This window comes from Arthrobacter sp. Hor0625, assembly GCF_052567525.1.
The window spans coordinates 695075-711915 of sequence record NZ_CP199586.1 but is presented as its reverse complement, the minus strand read 5'-3'; the positions used below and the strand labels follow the sequence as shown (position 1 = coordinate 711915).

Genomic DNA, 16841 nt, shown 5'->3' with positions numbered 1-16841 from the left:
TACGCCGGCGGATCGTCGGCCGATAGTGGCAACCGTGAGTGTTTTGGATGAGCGGGAAGTGGCACGGGAGCGGACCGTCAGCGTCTACGACTTCCGGCGTCCCGCGACGCTGGCTCGGGAACACAGCCGCGTCCTGGAACTCGCCTTCGAAACCTTCGCCCGCCAGTGGGGCACCCAGCTGACCGCCAAGGTCCGCGTGAAGTCCGTGGTCCGGCTCGAAGACGTCCGCATGCAGAGCTATGACGAATACGCGGCGTCGCTGCCGGCCGTCACGGCCATGGTCCTGTGCACGGTCGAGTCGCACGACCCCAAACTCGTGGTCCAGTTCCCCGCCCCCTCGGCCCTGGGCTGGATCAACCGCATGCTCGGCGCCTCCGCCGACACGACCATGCCGGACCGGAAATTCACCCAGATCGAACAGGCCCTGGTCAAGGGCCTCATGGACGAGGCCCTCGAGGACCTGGGCTACTCGCTGGGACCGCTGCTGAGCGAAACCATCCGGGTGGACACGGTCCAGTACAACTCCCAGTTCGCCCAGGCGGCGCCGCCGAGCGAGCTGATGATCGTGGCCGCGTTCACGATCAACGTCGGCGACATCAGCGCCCCCGCCACCCTGGCGGTGCCGGCCGGCATCCTGCTGGGCCGGCTGAAAAAGGTCAATCCCACGGACGACCGCGGCAACGCGGCGGCCCGGGTCAGCTCCCAACTCGAACGCGTGCCGGTGGAGCTCTCGGTGCGGCTCTCGACGTCGTATGTCACCCCCAGCCAGGTGCTCGGCCTGGCGGTCGGTGACGTGCTGACCCTTCCGCACCTGGAAAACCGGCCGTTCGACGTCACCCTGGACGGCACCAGGCTGGCCACCGCCGCTCCGGCCCGCAACGGCTCCCGGGCCGCCGCCGTCATTGTCACAATCGAGGAGAACCAGCAATGAGCATCACCCTGACCAAGCACGAATCGTCGGCGGAACGGCTTGTTGAGGAGCTGCCCAGCCCGGTGGCGCTGAAGGTCGTGGCGCTGGTCCCGGCCCGCGCCGCCGCGGCCTATGCCCGCCAGGCCGTCACCGCCACCTTCGTCGGGTCCGTGACCGCGGACCTGGCCCTCATGCTCAGCGACCGGACCTTCCTCGACGAGGCGGCCGGCGGCATGGCCGGCGGCCAACTCGGCGTCGTCTCCGTCACCGATGTGCTCCGCCCGGCGATGGAAAGCGCCAGCTCCGTCTTCGGCGCCGGCGTGCTTTCCGACCTGCGCGAATCCGACGCGTCGGGCCTGCTCACGGACCCGGACACCGCCATCTTCGAACTTTCCGACGGCTCCAGCCCGGCGGCCTGGTTTGCCGTCCGGCTGCGCGAGAACGGCGCCGGCCAGGACCGCGGCGGCGACCCCTTCGGCGGCGGCGACACGGTGGCCGGCCGGCTCGGCCGGATCAACAACATCGAAATGGCCCTGACCGTGGAGATCGGCCGCACCCGCATGTCGGTGCGCGACGTGCTCTCGCTCGAGCCGGGCAAGATCATCGAACTGGACCGCTCCGCCGGGGCCCCGGCCGACGTCCTGCTCAACGGACGGCTGATCGCCCACGGCGAGGTGGTGGTCCTGGACCAGGACTACGCCGTGCGGATCACCCGCATCCTCGACGTGGCCGAGGGGCTTAGCTGAATGGACTCGCTGATCCTCGGGCTGCGGGTAGCCGTAGCCCTGGGCGCGGTGCTGGGCTTGATCTGGCTGTTGCAGCGCCGTCTGGGCAAAGGCACCGGACGACGTCGTGCTGACGCCACCCTGAATGTGGTCAGCCGCCAGAGCGTCGGCCAGCGGGCCTCCGTGGTCGTGGTCGACGCCGGCGGCAAGCGCTTCCTGCTCGGCGTCACCGACCACGCCGTCAATGTGCTGCACACCGGGGACGCGCCCGAAGAGACCGTCGAAGCGGTGCTGCCGGCTTCCCGGCGGGGTGCCGCGGCTGCGTTCGCCCAGGCCCTCGCCGGGGCAGCCACGGCCGGCGCCGCCGGAGCCCCCGCCGCCGAGACGGCCGAGGCGGTCGAGGCCGGTTCACCGGACCGGCCGCTGTCCCGCCGCAGTTCCATCCACCGCGAAGCCCACGCCCGGACCGCCCCGGGCCGCACCGGCCAGCCGGTGGGCCACCCGCCGCTGCACGGATCGATCCTGGCCGGTTCCACCTGGAAGCAGGCCGCTGCCGCTCTCAGGAGCGGACGCAGCAATTGATCCGCCCCCTCACTTCCCAGATACTCCGGGTGCTGGCGTTCGGCTTTTCCGCCGTGCTCCTGGCGGTCCTGCTGCTGTGGCTGAATGCCTCCGCCGGCCATGCCGCCCCCATCCCGCCGGTGCCGCCGACCCCGCCGGCCAGCCCGGACACCGGCAGCGTTAACATCGAAATCAACGGCATGGACGGCAAGCCCTCCACCGCCGTCCTGACCCTGATCGGGATCACGCTGCTGTCCGTGGCGCCGGCCCTGCTGTTGATGATGACGTCGTTCACCAAGATCTTCGTGGTTCTGGCGATGACCAGGAACGCCCTGTCGCTGCCGTCCATCCCGCCCAACCAGGTGCTGGCCGGGCTGGCGCTGTTCCTCTCGATCTTCGTCATGTGGCCGGTCATCAACGAGATGAACACGCTCGGGGTGCAGCCCTACCTGAACGGGAAACTCGACTTCAACGGCGCCCTCAGCGCCGGCTCCGGCCCGCTGCAGCATTTCATGCTGGCCCACACGCGGGAAGAGGACATCGCCCTGATGACCCGCGCCGCCGGCATGGAGAACCCGGCCACGCCCGAGGCCGTTCCGCTGCAGACGCTGATCCCGGCGTTCATGATCTCCGAACTCCGCGCCGCCTTCATCATCGGCTTCGTCATCTTCATCCCGTTCCTCGTGATCGACCTGGTCGTCTCCGCGGCCCTGATGTCGATGGGCATGATGATGCTTCCGCCGGTGATGATCTCGCTGCCGTTCAAGATCCTGCTCTTCGTCCTCGTGGACGGCTGGGGCCTGATCATCACCTCGCTGGTGCAAAGCTATGCGGGCACCGGATGAACGCCAACGCCGTCCTGGACATCTGCCTCCAGGCCATGATCGTCGCCGCCAAGCTCTCGGCCCCGGTGCTGGTGACGGCCCTGGTCGTGGGCCTGGCGATTTCGCTGCTGCAGTCCATCACCCAGCTGCAGGAGGCCACGCTCTCCTTCGTTCCGAAACTCGCCGCCGTCGCGGTGGCCCTGGTGGTCTGCGGGCACTGGATGATCTCGGAGATGGTCGCGTTCACCAACGACCTGTTCGCCAAGATTCCGGCCCTGCTCGGAGGCCTGTGAGGTGGGCATCCCGATCGACCAGACGTGGCTGGAAGTCCTCCTGCTGGCCACCGTCCGGATGACGGCGTTTCTGGTCGTGGCTCCGCCGTTCGCCCACCACGCCTTCCCCGGCCGGGTGAAGGCGATGCTCGGCGTCGGGCTGGGCCTGGCCGTCTCGCAGCGGCTCGCCGGCGGCTACACCGCCCGTGACACGGCCGGGTTCTTCACCGGGGTGGTCCTCGAACTCGTCACCGGCCTGGCCTTGGGGTTCCTGGTCATGCTGGTCTTCTCCGCCGTGCAGTCCGCCGGCAGCCTGATCGACCTGTTCAGCGGGTTCCAGATGGCGCAGGCGTTCGATCCCCAGATGATGGTCAACGGCGCCCAGTTCACCCGGCTGCTGCAGATGGCCGCCCTGGCCCTGCTCTTCGCCTCCGACGGCTACCAGCTGGTCATCGGCGGACTGACCGGCAGCTTCACCGCGCTGCCGCTGGCCGGGGGACTGGACCTCGCCCAGCCCGTCCAGGCCATGATCTCCGCGGTGACCGGCATGTTCCTCGCCGCCGTCCAGATCGCAGGCCCGCTGCTGGTGGTGCTGTTCCTCGCCGACGTCGGACTCGGGCTGCTCACCCGCGTGGCGCCGGCGCTGAATGCGTTCTCCCTGGGCTTCCCGCTCAAGATCATGCTGACCCTGGCGCTCGCCGGGTTCCTCTTCCTGGCCCTGCCCAGGATCGTCTCCACCCTCGCCGGCCAGGCCGCCAGGACAGTGCTGGGGGTGGGCTGATGTCGGATTCACAGGAAAAAACCGAGCAAGCCACCGACAAACGCATGCGGGAGGTCCGCTCCAAGGGCCAGCTCTCCCGCTCGCAGGACCTCACCGCCTGGCTGGCGGTCGGCGCCGCCGCCGTGATGATCCCCGCCACCGTGGACCGCGCGGCCAACGCAGCCACCGACCAGGTCTTCAGCGTCCGGGGCGTCATGGCGGCCCCCGACCCGGCGAAGGCCGTCAAGGCCCTCGAGGACGGACTCGGCTCGCTCGCCGGGATCCTCGCGCCCATGCTGATCGTGGTCCTCGTCGTGGTGGTGGCCGGGTCCGCCCTGCAGGGCGGCATCCATCTGAAGAAGTTCCGCGTGGACTTTGAACACTTCAAGCTGTTCAGCGGCCTGAAACGGGTCTTCGGCACCCAGGCGCTCTGGGGCGGGGTCAAAGCCCTGCTCAAGGCCACCGTCGTCGGCCTCGTCCTGTACTCGGTTGTGCAGGGGCTGGTCCCGGTCCTGCTCACCGCGGGCGGACTCCCGGTCGCCGGGGTCGTCGCGGCCGCCGGCGGAGGCATCTCCTCCCTGGTCCAGTTCGCGGTTTTCGCCGGCATCGCTCTGGCGGCCGTGGACTACTTCGTGGTGATGCGCCGGAACCGGAAGAAGACCCGGATGTCCAAGAAGGAAGTCCAGGACGAGAACAAGAGCAGCGAAGGCGACCCGCTGATCCGCTCCCAGCGCCGGGCCCGGCAGCTGTCCATGAGCCGGAACCGCATGATCGCCGCGATCGGGGACGCCGACGTCGTCCTCGTCAACCCGACGCACGTCGCCGTCGCGCTCAAATACGAACCCGGGAAGTCCGCGCCGCGCGTGGTCGCCAAGGGCGCCGGCCACGTGGCCGCCCGGATCCGGCAGGAAGCCGAGGCCAAGGACGTGCCCATGGTCCAGGACATTCCGCTCGCCCGCGCGCTGCACGGCGCGTGCGAGCTGGGCCAGGAAATCCCGGTCGATTTCTACCACGCGGTGGCCGCCGTGCTGGCCTTCGTCATGTCGCTCAAGGCCCGCGGCGCCGCCGCCGGGCTGCACCGCATGGCGGGAGCCGCACTATGACCACGCTTCGAACCAGCGTCTGTGAAAGGACCGCATTATGAACAACAGGCTTGCCCGGCTGGCGGTGCCGATCGGCATTGTCGGCATTGTGCTGCTGCTGGTCGTTCCCGTGCCCGCGCCGCTGCTGGACTTCCTGATCGTCTGCAACATCCTGCTGGCGCTGCTGGTGCTGCTGACCAGCATGTTCGTGAAGAAGCCGCTGGACTTCTCCGTGTTCCCCTCGCTGCTGCTCGTGGCCACGCTGTTCCGGCTGGGCCTGAACGTCGCCTCCACCCGGCTGGTCCTGGGCAACGGCTACGCCGGCCAGGTCATCGAGGCGTTCGGCAAGGTCACCGTGGGCGGCTCCATGATCATCGGCGCCGTCGTGTTCCTGATCCTCGTGGTGATCCAGTTTGTCGTGGTCACCAAGGGCGCCGAACGCGTCGCGGAAGTGGGGGCGCGCTTCACCCTCGATGCCATGCCCGGCAAGCAGATGGCGATCGACGCCGACCTCAACGCCGGACTGATTACCGACACCCAGGCCCGGGAACGGCGTGCTGAGGTCTCCGCGGAGGCCGACTTCTACGGCGCCATGGACGGTGCCTCCAAGTTCGTCAAGGGCGACGCGATCGCCGGCATCATCATCATCATCATCAACTTCATCGGCGGCATCGCCATCGGCATGCTGCAGCGCGGTCTGGAGATCGGCGACGCGCTGAACACCTACGGCATCCTGACCATGGGCGACGGGCTGGTCACCCAGATCCCGGCGCTGCTCATGGCCGTCTCCACCGGCATGATCGTCACCCGGTCCAACGCCGAGGCGGACATGGGCCGGACGGCCTCCACCCAGCTCCTGCAGTCGCCCAACGCCCTGATGATCGCCGGCGTCGCCGCCCTGGCCATGGCCTTCATCCCGGGCATGCCGCCCATCCCGTTCATCCTGGTCGGCGCCGGACTGATCCTGGCCTCCCGCCGCACCAAGGCGAGCCAGCTGCAGGCCGAACAGGCCCGCGACGCCGAAGCCGCGGCCCTGGGCGCGCCCGAACAGGACCCCAACGAGAAGCTCCTCGAGGACATGCGCGTCCACCCGGTGGAAATCCTGCTCGCCCCGGACCTGGTCGACATGGTCTCCGGCGCCTCCGATGACCTGCTGGCCCGGGTACGGTCGCTGCGGCATAAAATCGCCATGGAACTGGGCCTGGTCATCCCGCCGGTCCGCACCCGGGACAGCGTGGACCTGCCCCCGGCCACCTACGCCATCCGCATCGCCGGCGTGGAGGCCGGCCGCGGCACCGCCCCGGGCGGCCAGCTGCTGGCCCTGGGGGAGTCGCTGGACTCGCTGCCCGGCGTGGCCATGATCGAGCCGGTCTTCGGGCTCGCCGGCAAGTGGATCCCGGCGGAAATGCGGCACAACGCGGAAATGACCGGGGCGACCGTGATCGACCGGGTCTCGGTGCTGGTCACCCACCTGTCCTCGATCGTCACGGCCAACGCCGCCCGGCTGCTCTCCCGCGAGGACGTCCGGGTGCTCACCGAAGGCGTGCGGAAGCAGAGCCCGTCCGCCGTCGACGAACTCACCCCGGCCCTGCTCACCCTGGCCGAACTGCAGCGCGTGCTCCAGGGCCTGCTGGACGAGCAGGTCCCGATCAACGACCTCGCCCGGATCTACGAGGCACTGACCCTGCGCGCCAAGGTCTCCACCGACCCGGAGTCGCTGGTCGAGGCTGCACGCCAGTCGCTCGGCCCGGCACTGACCGCCAAATTCATGGACGGGCCCGTGTTGAACGTGATCATGATCGACCCGCTGCTGGAGCAATCCATGCTGGAGGACATGCGTCCGGCCGAGGGAGGCAGCCAGATCGTGATGGGGCAGGACCGGCTCGACGCCGTGCTCCGTTCGGTGCAGAACGCGATGGACTCCGCGGCTGCAGCGAACCGCCAGGCCGTCTTGGTCTGCGCCCCCGCCCTGCGCCCGGCCATCCACCGGCTTGTCGGGTCGCAGCCCGGGTCCCTGCCGGTGCTGTCCTACCGCGAAGTCACTTCCGCCAATGTCCGGATCGAAACAGTAGGAGTAGTGCGCCATGCCGAACCGCTTTCGGCTTAAGGGAGCCTCGCTGGAGGAAATCCGCAGCAAGGCCGGGGCCCAGTACGGGCCCTCGGCACGGATCGTCTCCGCGGAGCGCGTGACCAGCCCCGGGATCGCCGGGCTCTTCGCCGCCAACCGCTACGAGGCGATCGTTGAGGTCCAGCCCACGCACGACGTCGTCACCGGCGAGGTGGTGCCCGACGCCGACATCCTGGCCGAGGGGGAGGAAGCGGCGAAAGCGGACAGCGGACAGAATCGCCGACCCGATGCGGCCGCGCCGAAGGCCGGGACACCGGCCACCGGGCAGAACCGCCGGCCCGAGGCCGGCGCGCCGAAGGCTGCCGCCGTCCCCGGCCACGAGCTGCAGGGCGACGCGATCGCGGCGCTGCTGGCCGAAGCGGATGCCGCCGAGCTCACCCTGCACCGGCCCGCCGCGCCGGGGGTGTCCACCGCGACGCCCGGCTTCGCCGAACTGCTGGACCAGCTGGGCTCGGGCCTGCGTCCGGCAGTCCCCGCCGCAGCCGGCACTGCTGCCACCGCCACTGCTACCACCGCGGGGGAGGCCGCCGCAGCGCCGCCGAGGTCCGCCGCCACACCGGCCGAGGCGCGGACGGCCCCCGGCCCGGTGCGTGCTACCGCCCCGGTGCGGGAGATCGTCCCGGCGCCGCTGGGCGGCACCGGGGACCTGGTCGTGCTGGTCGGCCTCGGCGACGACGCCCTCGACACGGCGCTGGCCATGTCCATCGCCGCCGGCGGGGCGGACGTGCGCACCGCCGGGGAGCTGAGCGCCTACGGCCACCTGCACCTGGACGGGCGCCAGAGCGCGACGGCGGCGCGCGCGCACGCCGTCGAGACCGAACAGACAGTCATTGCCGCCTTCGGACTGGGCAAGGCCCGCAACACCCTGGCCCGGCTGCAGGCGATCGCCTCGCTGTCACCGGACCAGCTGTGGGTGGTGGTGGACGCCGGGCGCAAGGCCGAGGACACGGCCCGCTGGGTCGGTGTGCTGCGCTCCCGCCTGGACCTGGCCGCCGTCGCCGTTGTCGGGGCGGCGGACACCGGCACGCCGGAAAGCGTCGAGGCCCTGGGCCTGCCGGTGGGCTGGATCGACGGCCGGCCCGCGACCCGTCCGTTGCCGTGGGCCGCGGCGTCCGGCCACGAAGGGTAGATTGAGAGAATGCTGGTACTTACACGCAAGCCGGGCGAACAGATCATGATCGGCGACGGCATCGTCATCACTGTTCTTGAGGGCCGCGGCGACGGTGTCCGGATCGGCATCGAAGCGCCCCGCGGCGTGCCGATCCAGCGGCGCGAAGTCATCGAAGCGATTGCCGCCGCGAACCTGGCGGCCGCCCAGGCCGGCGCGGACGCCGGTTCCGGCACCGAGGACGCGCTGCGCGGGCTGCTGCCCCCGCCCGCCCGGGACTGAGACCGCCGACCAACACGGGCCGGGGCTCACCCGGGTGCGGCGCCGAGGACGCGCTGCGCGGGCTGCTGCCCCCGCCCGCCCGGGACTGAGACCGCCGACCAACACGGGCCGGGGCTCACCCGGGTGCGGCGCCGCCGACGTCGTAATCAGTGCGAGTTCGCGTCGTCGCCCAGGTACTGCATCAACAGCGGCTGCGCTGCGCGGCGCGTGATGGACAGGGCGCGTTCGACGTTCCCGGCCATTGTCAGCTGCTCGACCATCGCGGCCGGGTCGCCCTTGCCGGCCGGCAGTTCCAGTCCGAGGATCATGCGCTCGCTGGCCGCAGCGGTGTCGCCGAGCCGGACGAGCAGGGCACGGAGCCCGTCGAGATGGTCCCGCAGAACATCCGGCCAGGCACCCGGCGGCGCTGCAGCAATCAGTTCGATAAGTGTCGCCTGCGCCGGCAGCCCCCACTCGGCCGCAACCGCCGCCGATTCGACATTTCTGGCCAGTGCCTCGAAGCGCAGCCGGTCCAGTACCGACTCCACCTCCGAGGCGGTAAAGGACAACCACTCGATGTTGCCGGCGGCGAGGTGAAGGCGCTGCGTTTCCAGCCGGAACAGCAGCAACTCGAGCTGCCTTCGTTCCTGCCACAGCGCCGCCGAAAGATCCCCTGCACCCATGGGCCCCATTTCCCCCGCCATCCCGGCCAAATTACGGCTTCCCGCATTTTCCGCCAAGCTTTTCCCTGAGGGTACACGCAGATTCCGGATCAGGTGATAGGTTTCGTTCTGGGTGCTGCGCCCGGGCTTCGAACACCGCCTCCCATGGGGGGAGTGCGGGACCGTTTGCGGGTGCGGCTCTCAGGGTTTTAAAACTCCTGATCCGGTCTCATGGGGGGACAACACTATTGAATCGCGTGGAACGCAACGAGATGGTCATCCAGCATCTTCCGCTGGTCGGCTACCTCGTCTCAGAATTGTGCTCGAAGGCGTCCCACCTCTCGCGCGATGATCTGGCGTCGGCTGGCGCCGTGGCCCTGATTACCTCGGCCGACTCCTTTGATCCCGGCCTGGGTGTGCCCTTCGGCGCCTTCGCCCGCCGCCGTATCCTCGGCGCCTTCGCCGATGAGATGCGCGCCAGTGACTGGGCCACGAGGTCGGCCCGACGGCGGATCAAAGAGACCATGTCGGTCCAGGAAACCCTGGCGGGCGCGCTCGGCCGCACGCCCTCGGTGGAGGAGATCGCTTCGGCGCTGGGCGTCCAGCAAAGTGTTGTCGAAGCTGCCCTGGCGGACGCCTCCCGCACCCTCACCCCCCTGGACGACGCCGTCGTCGACACGCTGGCCGCGGAAACGCTGTCGCCGGAAAGCTCGGTCCTCGCCGATGAGCGCCTGCAGTACCTCCGCGCGGCCGTGAAGTCCCTGCCCGAGCGGATGCGGTACGTCGTCGAGGAAATCTACTTTGGTGACCGGACCGTCAAGGACCTCGCCGCGGAACTGGGCTCCACCCACGCGGCCGTGTCGCAGCAGCGCGCGGAGGCCATCCGGCTGATGCGCGACGGACTCACTGCCCACTACGCGGACGACCCGGACCAGGGCTTTGAGCCGCAGTCGCGGATTACCCAGCGCCGGCGCAACGATTACCTCGCCCAGCTGTCGGAGGCTACGGCCGGCGGCATCACCCGGGCCATTTTCCCGCAGGGACCGGTGCTGAACCAGGCTGTTTAGGCGTCGCTATGGCGCCACGGAGTGCTTAGTAAGCTCGCTTAGTAAGCTGATCGTGAAATTTGCACCGGACCGTCGCCTGCCGTCTCCTCCCTGCGGTAGCGTCTGAGGCATAACGCCCATCCAGACGTTCCTATCAAGGAGGATTCATGAAAGCATCACCTACCCTGGCGAGCAACATGCAGGCCGTTCTCGTGGACCTGATCGAACTTCACGTTCAGGGCAAGCAGGCGCACTGGAACATTGTGGGCACCAACTTCCGGGATCTGCACCTGCAGCTTGACGAGATCATCGAGGCCGCCCGCGGTTTCGCCGACGAGATGGCCGAGCGCATGCGCGCCCTGCACGCCCTTCCGGACGGCCGCAGCTCCACAGTCTCCAAGACCACGGCGCTGGCCGAATTCCCCACTGGCCTGATCAACACCAAGGACGCGATCGACAAGATCGTCGCCGCCCTCGAGGCCGCCGTCGGCACCATGCGCAAGGTGCACGACGAGGTTGACGAGCAAGATCCCACCACCGCCGACCTGCTGCACGCGTTCATCGCCAAGTTTGAGCAGTACGCCTGGATGGTCAACGCCGAAACCATGCGCGCCTCGGCCTCCGTCACCACCGCGGAGCCGAAGAAGTAGCAGTACCTCTGCCAAACGTCCGGCGCCGGGGTTTTCCCGGCGCCGGACGTTTGTCGTTAAGCCTTGACGGCTTCGGCCCGCCGCGGTCGGCGGCGGCGTCCACGAAGTCCCGCCGCGGCCGCGGGCGGCGTCCACGAAGTCCCCGCCGCGGTCGGCGGCGGTGGGTCAGGACGCCGTCGGCACCTTGCGCAGGACGACGCCGGCCAGCACCGCGGCGCCGGCCATCAGGGCCAGGGCGATCGCGGCGGTGATGTGCACGCCCGAGTCGAAGGCGGCGCGGGCGGCGGTCTTTACCGCCTCTGCCAGCGGGGCCGGCAGGGCCTGGGCCAGTTCGGAGGCGCCGGCGAGGGTTTCGCCGGCCTGGGCCGTGGCGTTCGACGGCGCTCCGGCCAGCCCGGCGGGAAGCTGCAGGTTGCGCTGGTAGGACGCGGTCAGGATCGAGCCCAGAATCGCGGTGCCGAGCAGGGAGCCGACCTCGTAGCCCGTTTCCGAAATGGCGGATGCCGCACCGGATTTCGCCGCCGGCGCCGCGCCCAGGATCAGGTCGTTGGAAATCGTCTCGGCCGCACCGACGCCCAGGCACAGCACCAGCAGGGCAGCCAGCAGCAGGCCGGGGCCGCCGCTGTGGTCGCCCAGCGCAACGACGGCATAGCCGGCCGCGCTCAGGAGCAGGCCGCCCGCCACGACGAACCCCGGCCGGACCCGGCGTACCAGCGGCACCACGAGCAGGCCCGCAACGACCGTGGCCACCAGGGCCGGGACCATTGCCAGCCCGGACTCCGAGGGGCTCTGTCCCTCAAGCAGTTGCAGGTGTTGGGCGAGGAACAGGATGAAGCCGTTGTAGGAGAACAGGGCCAGGACGTTGGCCGTGATGGCGGTGCTGAACACGGGGTTGGCGAACAGGCTCAGGTCCAGCAGGGGAGTGAAGGAAGACGAGGCGGCCAGCGCCCGCTGGCGGCGGACGAACGCGTATCCCGCTGTCAGGCCTGCGGCCAGGGCAAGCAGCGGCTCCGGTGCCACGCCATGGGTGGCCAGCAGCTTGATGCCGTAGACGGCGGGCACCATGGCCAGCAGGGACAGAACAATGCTGGGCGCATCCACCTTGCCAGGGTTCGGATCCCGGGACTCCGGGATCAGTGCGGGACCCAGGACCAGCAGCGGCAGAATGATCGGCACCGCCACCAGCAGGACCGCGCCCCACCAGAGGTGCTCCACGAGCCAGCCGCCGAAGATCGGCCCGAGCGCGGCGCCGCCGGAGAAGCCCGCCGCCCAGATCGCCACCGCGAGCCGCCGCCGGTTGGGCTGGGGAAAGATGTTCCGGATCAGGGAAAGGGTTGAAGGCATCAACATGGCGCCGAAGAAGCCCAGCCCCGCCCGCCCGGCGATCAGCCATTCGGCGGCCGGGGCGAATGCCGTCACCGCCGAGACGGCCGCGAAGCCGGTGCTGCCGATAAAGAGCAGCCGGCGCCGACCAATCCGGTCGCCCAGGCTGCCCATCGCCACCAGCAGCCCGGCCAGCACCAGCGGGTAGGCATCCACGATCCACAGCAGCTGCACTCCGGTGGCGTCCAGGCTGCGGGCGATCGCGGGCAGGGCGAAAGTTAGGGCGGTGTTGTCTACTGCGACCAGGAGCACTGGAAACATCAGCAGCGAGAGCGCCAGCCAGTCACGCCATGGTGCCCGGGGAGGGCTGGCGGACCGGAGGGGTGAGGTCAGGGGTGCACTGCTCATAAAATAACTGTACCGTCTGGACGGTACAGTTAAGAAGTTCGACCGCGGGAAGGCATGATGGAAGCCATGGCCAGAAAACCGGTAGCCCGCGAGGCGGTCCTCGATGCCTTCGAAGCGCTGCTCATCGCCGAGGGGGAGCGCGCCGCGACGCTGGATGCTGTGGCCGCCCGCGCCGGGGTATCCAAGGGCGGCCTGCTCTACCACTTCCCGAACAAGGAAGCGATGATCGCGGTGCTCCTGGAGCGCCTCGACCGGCTCCTGGCCGAAGACCTCGCCGCGATGGCCGCCGCGCCCGAGGGGGCTGCGGCCTACTTCATCCGCTCCTCGGTCTGGGCGGATACCCCGCTTGACCGTGTCTTCGTGGCCGCCACCCGGCTGGCCGAGGTCGCCCATGCTGAAACCCTGCGTCGGATGGCCGGGGTCCAGGCGAGCTGGCTGGCGCTGCTGGCGGCCGACGTCGGACCGGCCATGGCCCGACCGGTGCTCTACATGGGGGACGGGCTCTACTTCAACGCCATGCTCGACCGCGGCCCCGGCGGCGCGGCCCCGGAACTCGCCGGCGGCGTCGAGGACCTGCTCGCCGCCGTCGAGCGCCTGCGCAACTAACCCCCTCCCGTCCCGCAGCACCTCCCTCAGGTCCGGTGCCCTTTCGGCGGACGCTCCCTCAGGTCCGGTGCCCTTTCGGGGGACCCTCCCGCAGATCCGGTGCTCTTCCGGGGGACCCTCCGCCCATCCCGTGAGGGGGCGTTTCGAAAAAAGCGCCGGACGTGGGAGCGTCCCGGAAAAACGTGCCGAAGGTGAGGGAGCGTCCCGGAAATTCGCGCCGGAAGTGAGGGAGCGTCGGAGGGGGCGGCGGGGTCTGGGGGCGGAGAGGCTGCGCTGGAGAAGTGGGGTTTGCGGACGCGCCTCCGGCATAGGACAATGGAGGTTGTGACTGTGGTCACGAGCAATTGAATAGCCTCTGATCTGCGGCGGGAGAGCCCTGCCATTAGGTACACGCAGGCGCCGTAGGAGCAAACCCTCCCCAGGAATCTCTCAGGCCCATGTACCGCCGCGGCAAGGCAACTCTGGAAAGCAGCAGGCCCGTCCCTCGAGGACATGCCGTGCTCACCGACGGTGCAAGCGGAGCCCCACAAAAGCGGCTGCGCGGAAACTCTCAGGTCCAATACAGAGCGGGGAGGAACCCGAATCAATGTGGCGTACCCTGCGCCGCCTTAGTTATGGAGTTCCTTGTGACTGTTACCTCAGCCTCCACGTCCTTCGTCGACCGGCACATCGGCGCCCGCCGCCAGGCCGACGTCGACACCATGCTGAAGGCTGTCGGCTACGACACCGTCGACGCTCTGGTGGATACCGCCGTCCCGAAGGACATCCGGCAGGACTCCGACCTCGCGCTCGCCGCGGCCCTGAGCGAAGTCGAAGTGCTCGCCGAGCTGCGCAAGCTGGCCGCCAAGAACAAGACCGCCGTGCAGATGATCGGCCAGGGCTACTACGACACCGTCACGCCCGCCGTCATCCGCCGCAACATCCTCGAAGCCCCGGCCTGGTACACCGCGTACACCCCCTACCAGCCCGAAATCTCCCAGGGCCGGCTCGAGGCACTGCTGAACTTCCAGACCATGGTCCAGGACCTCGTCGGCCTGCCCATCGCCAACGCCTCGCTGCTGGACGAAGCCACTGCCGTCGCCGAGGCCGTGCTGATGATGCGCCGGGCCAACAAGAACAAGACGGCCCACGACGGCAAGACCGTCCTCGACGCCGATTGCCTCCCGCAGACCATCGCGATCGTCAAGGGCCGCGCCGAAGCCCTCGGCTTCGAGGTCGAGGTCGCCGATCTGTCCAAGGGCCTGCCCGACGGCGCCATCAACGGCGTCGTGCTGCAGCAGCCCGGCGCCTCAGGCCGGGTCTTCGACCACTCCGCCGTCATCGCGGACGCGAAGGAACGCGGCGCGCTCGTCACCGTCGCCGCGGACCTGCTCTCCCTGACCCTGATCACCTCCCCGGGCGAACAGGGCGCCGACATCGCCGTCGGCTCCGCCCAGCGCTTCGGCGTTCCGCTTTTCTTCGGCGGCCCGCACGCCGCGTACATGGCCGTGCAGAAGGGCCTGGAACGCTCCATGCCCGGCCGCCTCGTCGGTGTGTCCAAGGACAACGCCGGGCTCCCGGCTTACCGGCTGGCGCTGCAGACCCGCGAGCAGCACATCCGCCGCGAGAAGGCCACCTCCAACATCTGCACCGCCCAGGCGCTCCTGGCGATCGTCGCCTCGTTCTACGCCGTCTACCACGGGCCGGACGGCCTGAAGGCTATCGCCGAGACCGTCCACGGGCACGCCCGGACCATTGCCGCCTCACTGAAGGCAGCCGGCCTGTCGGTCCTGCACACCTCGTTCTTCGACACCGTGACCGTGTCCGTCCCGGGCAAGGCCGCCGAGATCATCGCCGCTGCCGACGCCAAGGGCATCAACCTGCGCGCCATCGACGCCGACACTGTCGGCATCTCCGCCGACGAAGCCACGACGCCGGCTATCGTCGCCGACGTCGTCGCCGCCTTCGGTGCGAGCGTCACCGACACTTCTGAAGGCTTCGCCCTGGACACCGCCGTCGAACGCACCTCGGACTACCTGCAGCACCCGGTCTTCAACACCCACCGCTCCGAGACCCAGCTGCTGCGGTACATCCGCCGCCTTTCGGACCGGGACCTGGCCCTGGACCGGACCATGATCCCGCTGGGGTCCTGCACCATGAAGCTGAACGCCACGGCCGAGATGGAAGCCATCTCCTGGCCGGAATTCGCCTCCATCCACCCCTTCGCACCCGAGGCGCAGACCGCCGGCTGGCGCGAACTGATCGAGGGCCTCGAAGCGGACCTGACCGAAATCACCGGCTACGACCAGGTCTCCATCCAGCCCAACGCCGGCTCCCAGGGCGAACTCGCGGGCCTGCTGGCCATCCGCGGCTACCACCGCTCCCGGGGCGATGAGCAGCGCAACATCTGCCTGATCCCGGCTTCCGCGCACGGCACCAACGCCGCCTCCGCGGTCCTGGCCGGGATGAAGGTCGTCGTCGTGGCCACCGCCTCCGACGGCACGATCGACCACGCGGACCTCACCGCCAAGATCGAGCAGCACAAGGACGCCCTGTCGGCGATCATGATCACCTACCCGTCCACGCACGGCGTGTACGACGCCGACGTCCGCGAGGTCTGCGACGCCATCCATGCCGCCGGCGGCCAGGTCTACATCGACGGTGCGAACCTCAACGCCCTCGTCGGCCTCGCCCAGCCCGGCCAGTTCGGCGGCGACGTCTCGCACCTGAACCTGCACAAGACCTTCTGCATCCCGCACGGCGGCGGCGGACCGGGCGTGGGCCCGGTCGCGGCCAAGGCGCACCTGGCCCCGTTCATGCCCGGCAACGCGGCCGACCCGGCCAACGGCGCCGAGGGCACCCCGATCTCCGCCTCCCGCTACGGCTCGGCCGGTGTGCTGCCGATTTCCTGGGCTTACGTGAAGCTGATGGGCGGGCAGGGCCTGACCGAGGCCACCAAGTCCGCGCTGCTCGCGGCGAACTACATCGCGGCCCGCCTCAACGACCACTTCCCGGTGCTCTACACCGGTGAGGGCGGGCTCGTGGCGCACGAGTGCATCCTGGACCTGCGCGAACTCACCGCCAAGACCGGGGTGACCGCCGAGGACGTCGCCAAGCGCCTGATCGACTACGGCTTCCACGCCCCGACCCTGGCGTTCCCGGTGGCCGGGACCCTGATGGTCGAGCCCACCGAGTCCGAAGACCTCGGCGAGATCGACCGGTTCATCACGGCGATGATCACCATCCGCAAGGAAATCGACCAGGTGGCACACGGCGACTTCACCGTGGAGCACAGCCCGCTGCGCAACGCCCCGCACACCGCGGCCGCCGTGATCAGCACCGACTGGGAGCGCGCCTACCCCCGCGAACAGGCTGTCTTCCCCGTGCACACGCTCAGGCAGGACAAGTACTTCCCGCCGGTCGGCCGGATCGACGGCGCCGCCGGCGACCGGAACCTGATCTGCTCCTGCCCTCCCCTCGAAGCCTTCGAAGATCACTCCGACGACTCCGCAGACTCCGCCAACTAAGGACAGCCA

General features: G+C 69.5%; 16 protein-coding genes and 2 riboswitches. Of the genes, 14 read left to right on the top strand and 2 right to left on the bottom strand.

Features of this window, described 5'->3' with window-relative positions; all coding sequences use genetic code 11:
• The first annotated feature begins 34 nt into the window (after positions 1 to 34).
• From ACTWLI_RS03120 to ACTWLI_RS03075, 10 genes are read left to right on the top strand one after another with little or no spacing between them, the layout of a single operon-like run.
• Entirely contained in the window at positions 35 to 931 is an 897-nt protein-coding gene (locus ACTWLI_RS03120; RefSeq protein WP_445155237.1) for a flagellar motor switch protein FliM, read from the top strand.
• A complete protein-coding gene (gene fliN, locus ACTWLI_RS03115; RefSeq protein WP_445155236.1) occupies positions 928 to 1656 on the top strand; it encodes a flagellar motor switch protein FliN in 729 nt (242 codons plus the stop codon). Before ACTWLI_RS03120 ends, fliN begins: the two co-directional genes overlap by 4 nt.
• Positions 1657 to 2217, top strand: a complete 561-nt coding sequence (gene fliO / locus ACTWLI_RS03110) for a flagellar biosynthetic protein FliO (protein ID WP_445155235.1) — start codon at positions 1657 to 1659, stop codon at positions 2215 to 2217.
• Entirely contained in the window at positions 2214 to 3041 is an 828-nt protein-coding gene (gene fliP, locus ACTWLI_RS03105; RefSeq protein ID WP_445155234.1) for a flagellar type III secretion system pore protein FliP, read from the top strand. Before fliO ends, fliP begins: the two co-directional genes overlap by 4 nt.
• Positions 3038 to 3313 carry a flagellar biosynthesis protein FliQ gene (gene fliQ / locus ACTWLI_RS03100; protein WP_056741139.1) on the top strand — a complete coding sequence of 92 codons (276 nt, stop codon included), beginning with the start codon at positions 3038 to 3040 and terminating at the stop codon, positions 3311 to 3313. Before fliP ends, fliQ begins: the two co-directional genes overlap by 4 nt.
• A 1-nt stretch (position 3314) precedes the next feature.
• Positions 3315 to 4073: a flagellar biosynthetic protein FliR gene (locus ACTWLI_RS03095; RefSeq protein WP_056741137.1), complete on the top strand. Its 759-nt coding sequence runs from the start codon at positions 3315 to 3317 to the stop codon at positions 4071 to 4073.
• Positions 4073 to 5155 carry an EscU/YscU/HrcU family type III secretion system export apparatus switch protein gene (locus ACTWLI_RS03090; RefSeq protein WP_445155233.1) on the top strand — a complete coding sequence of 361 codons (1083 nt, stop codon included), beginning with the start codon at positions 4073 to 4075 and terminating at the stop codon, positions 5153 to 5155. The genes ACTWLI_RS03095 and ACTWLI_RS03090 overlap by 1 nt, the downstream gene beginning before the upstream one ends.
• A gap of 37 nt (positions 5156 to 5192) precedes the next feature.
• On the top strand, positions 5193 to 7241 hold the full coding sequence (locus ACTWLI_RS03085; RefSeq protein ID WP_445155232.1) for a flagellar biosynthesis protein FlhA: 2049 nt from the start codon (positions 5193 to 5195) through the stop codon (positions 7239 to 7241).
• On the top strand, positions 7219 to 8391 hold the full coding sequence (locus ACTWLI_RS03080; protein ID WP_445155231.1) for a hypothetical protein: 1173 nt from the start codon (positions 7219 to 7221) through the stop codon (positions 8389 to 8391). Before ACTWLI_RS03085 ends, ACTWLI_RS03080 begins: the two co-directional genes overlap by 23 nt.
• A 9-nt stretch (positions 8392 to 8400) precedes the next feature.
• A complete protein-coding gene (locus tag ACTWLI_RS03075) occupies positions 8401 to 8652 on the top strand; it encodes a carbon storage regulator (protein WP_445155230.1) in 252 nt (83 codons plus the stop codon).
• A gap of 146 nt (positions 8653 to 8798) precedes the next feature.
• On the opposite strand, the gene flgN is transcribed toward ACTWLI_RS03075, so the two are convergent.
• A complete protein-coding gene (gene flgN, locus ACTWLI_RS03070; protein WP_445155229.1) occupies positions 8799 to 9314 on the bottom strand; it encodes a flagellar export chaperone FlgN in 516 nt (171 codons plus the stop codon).
• A gap of 227 nt (positions 9315 to 9541) precedes the next feature.
• Between flgN and ACTWLI_RS03065 the strand changes: the two genes are divergently transcribed.
• Positions 9542 to 10360: a sigma-70 family RNA polymerase sigma factor gene (locus ACTWLI_RS03065; protein ID WP_445155228.1), complete on the top strand. Its 819-nt coding sequence runs from the start codon at positions 9542 to 9544 to the stop codon at positions 10358 to 10360.
• Between the two features lie 146 nt (positions 10361 to 10506).
• Positions 10507 to 10989 (top strand): Dps family protein, encoded by a 483-nt coding sequence (locus ACTWLI_RS03060; protein ID WP_445155227.1) that lies wholly within the window; start codon positions 10507 to 10509, stop codon positions 10987 to 10989.
• Between the two features lie 165 nt (positions 10990 to 11154).
• On the opposite strand, the gene ACTWLI_RS03055 is transcribed toward ACTWLI_RS03060, so the two are convergent.
• Complete coding sequence (locus ACTWLI_RS03055) at positions 11155 to 12720, bottom strand: MFS transporter (RefSeq protein WP_445155226.1); 1566 nt, start codon at positions 12718 to 12720, stop codon at positions 11155 to 11157.
• A 66-nt stretch (positions 12721 to 12786) separates the two neighbouring features.
• Here ACTWLI_RS03055 and ACTWLI_RS03050 point away from each other — a divergent pair, with 66 nt between their 5' ends.
• Entirely contained in the window at positions 12787 to 13326 is a 540-nt protein-coding gene (locus tag ACTWLI_RS03050) for a TetR/AcrR family transcriptional regulator (RefSeq protein ID WP_445155225.1), read from the top strand.
• 356 nt (positions 13327 to 13682) lie between these two features.
• Positions 13683 to 13781: riboswitch (glycine riboswitch) on the top strand.
• A gap of 1 nt (position 13782) precedes the next feature.
• Positions 13783 to 13901: riboswitch (glycine riboswitch) on the top strand.
• Positions 13902 to 13940: 39 nt separating this feature from the next.
• Positions 13941 to 16832: an aminomethyl-transferring glycine dehydrogenase gene (gcvP, locus tag ACTWLI_RS03045; RefSeq protein ID WP_445155224.1), complete on the top strand. Its 2892-nt coding sequence runs from the start codon at positions 13941 to 13943 to the stop codon at positions 16830 to 16832.
• Positions 16833 to 16841 lie beyond the last annotated feature (9 nt).

Coding starts and splice junctions, on each gene's coding strand:
- fliN (WP_445155236.1), top strand. CDS start 928: ATGAGCATCACCCTGACCAAGCACGAATCGTCGGCGGAACGGCTTGTT.
- fliO (WP_445155235.1), top strand. CDS start 1,657: ATGGACTCGCTGATCCTCGGGCTGCGGGTAGCCGTAGCCCTGGGCGCG.
- fliQ (WP_056741139.1), top strand. CDS start 3,038: ATGAACGCCAACGCCGTCCTGGACATCTGCCTCCAGGCCATGATCGTC.
- ACTWLI_RS03090 (WP_445155233.1), top strand. CDS start 4,073: ATGTCGGATTCACAGGAAAAAACCGAGCAAGCCACCGACAAACGCATG.
- ACTWLI_RS03085 (WP_445155232.1), top strand. CDS start 5,193: ATGAACAACAGGCTTGCCCGGCTGGCGGTGCCGATCGGCATTGTCGGC.
- ACTWLI_RS03080 (WP_445155231.1), top strand. CDS start 7,219: ATGCCGAACCGCTTTCGGCTTAAGGGAGCCTCGCTGGAGGAAATCCGC.
- ACTWLI_RS03075 (WP_445155230.1), top strand. CDS start 8,401: ATGCTGGTACTTACACGCAAGCCGGGCGAACAGATCATGATCGGCGAC.
- flgN (WP_445155229.1), bottom strand. CDS start 9,314: ATGGGTGCAGGGGATCTTTCGGCGGCGCTGTGGCAGGAACGAAGGCAG.
- ACTWLI_RS03060 (WP_445155227.1), top strand. CDS start 10,507: ATGAAAGCATCACCTACCCTGGCGAGCAACATGCAGGCCGTTCTCGTG.
- ACTWLI_RS03055 (WP_445155226.1), bottom strand. CDS start 12,720: ATGAGCAGTGCACCCCTGACCTCACCCCTCCGGTCCGCCAGCCCTCCC.
- ACTWLI_RS03050 (WP_445155225.1), top strand. CDS start 12,787: ATGGCCAGAAAACCGGTAGCCCGCGAGGCGGTCCTCGATGCCTTCGAA.
- gcvP (WP_445155224.1), top strand. CDS start 13,941: ATGGAGTTCCTTGTGACTGTTACCTCAGCCTCCACGTCCTTCGTCGAC.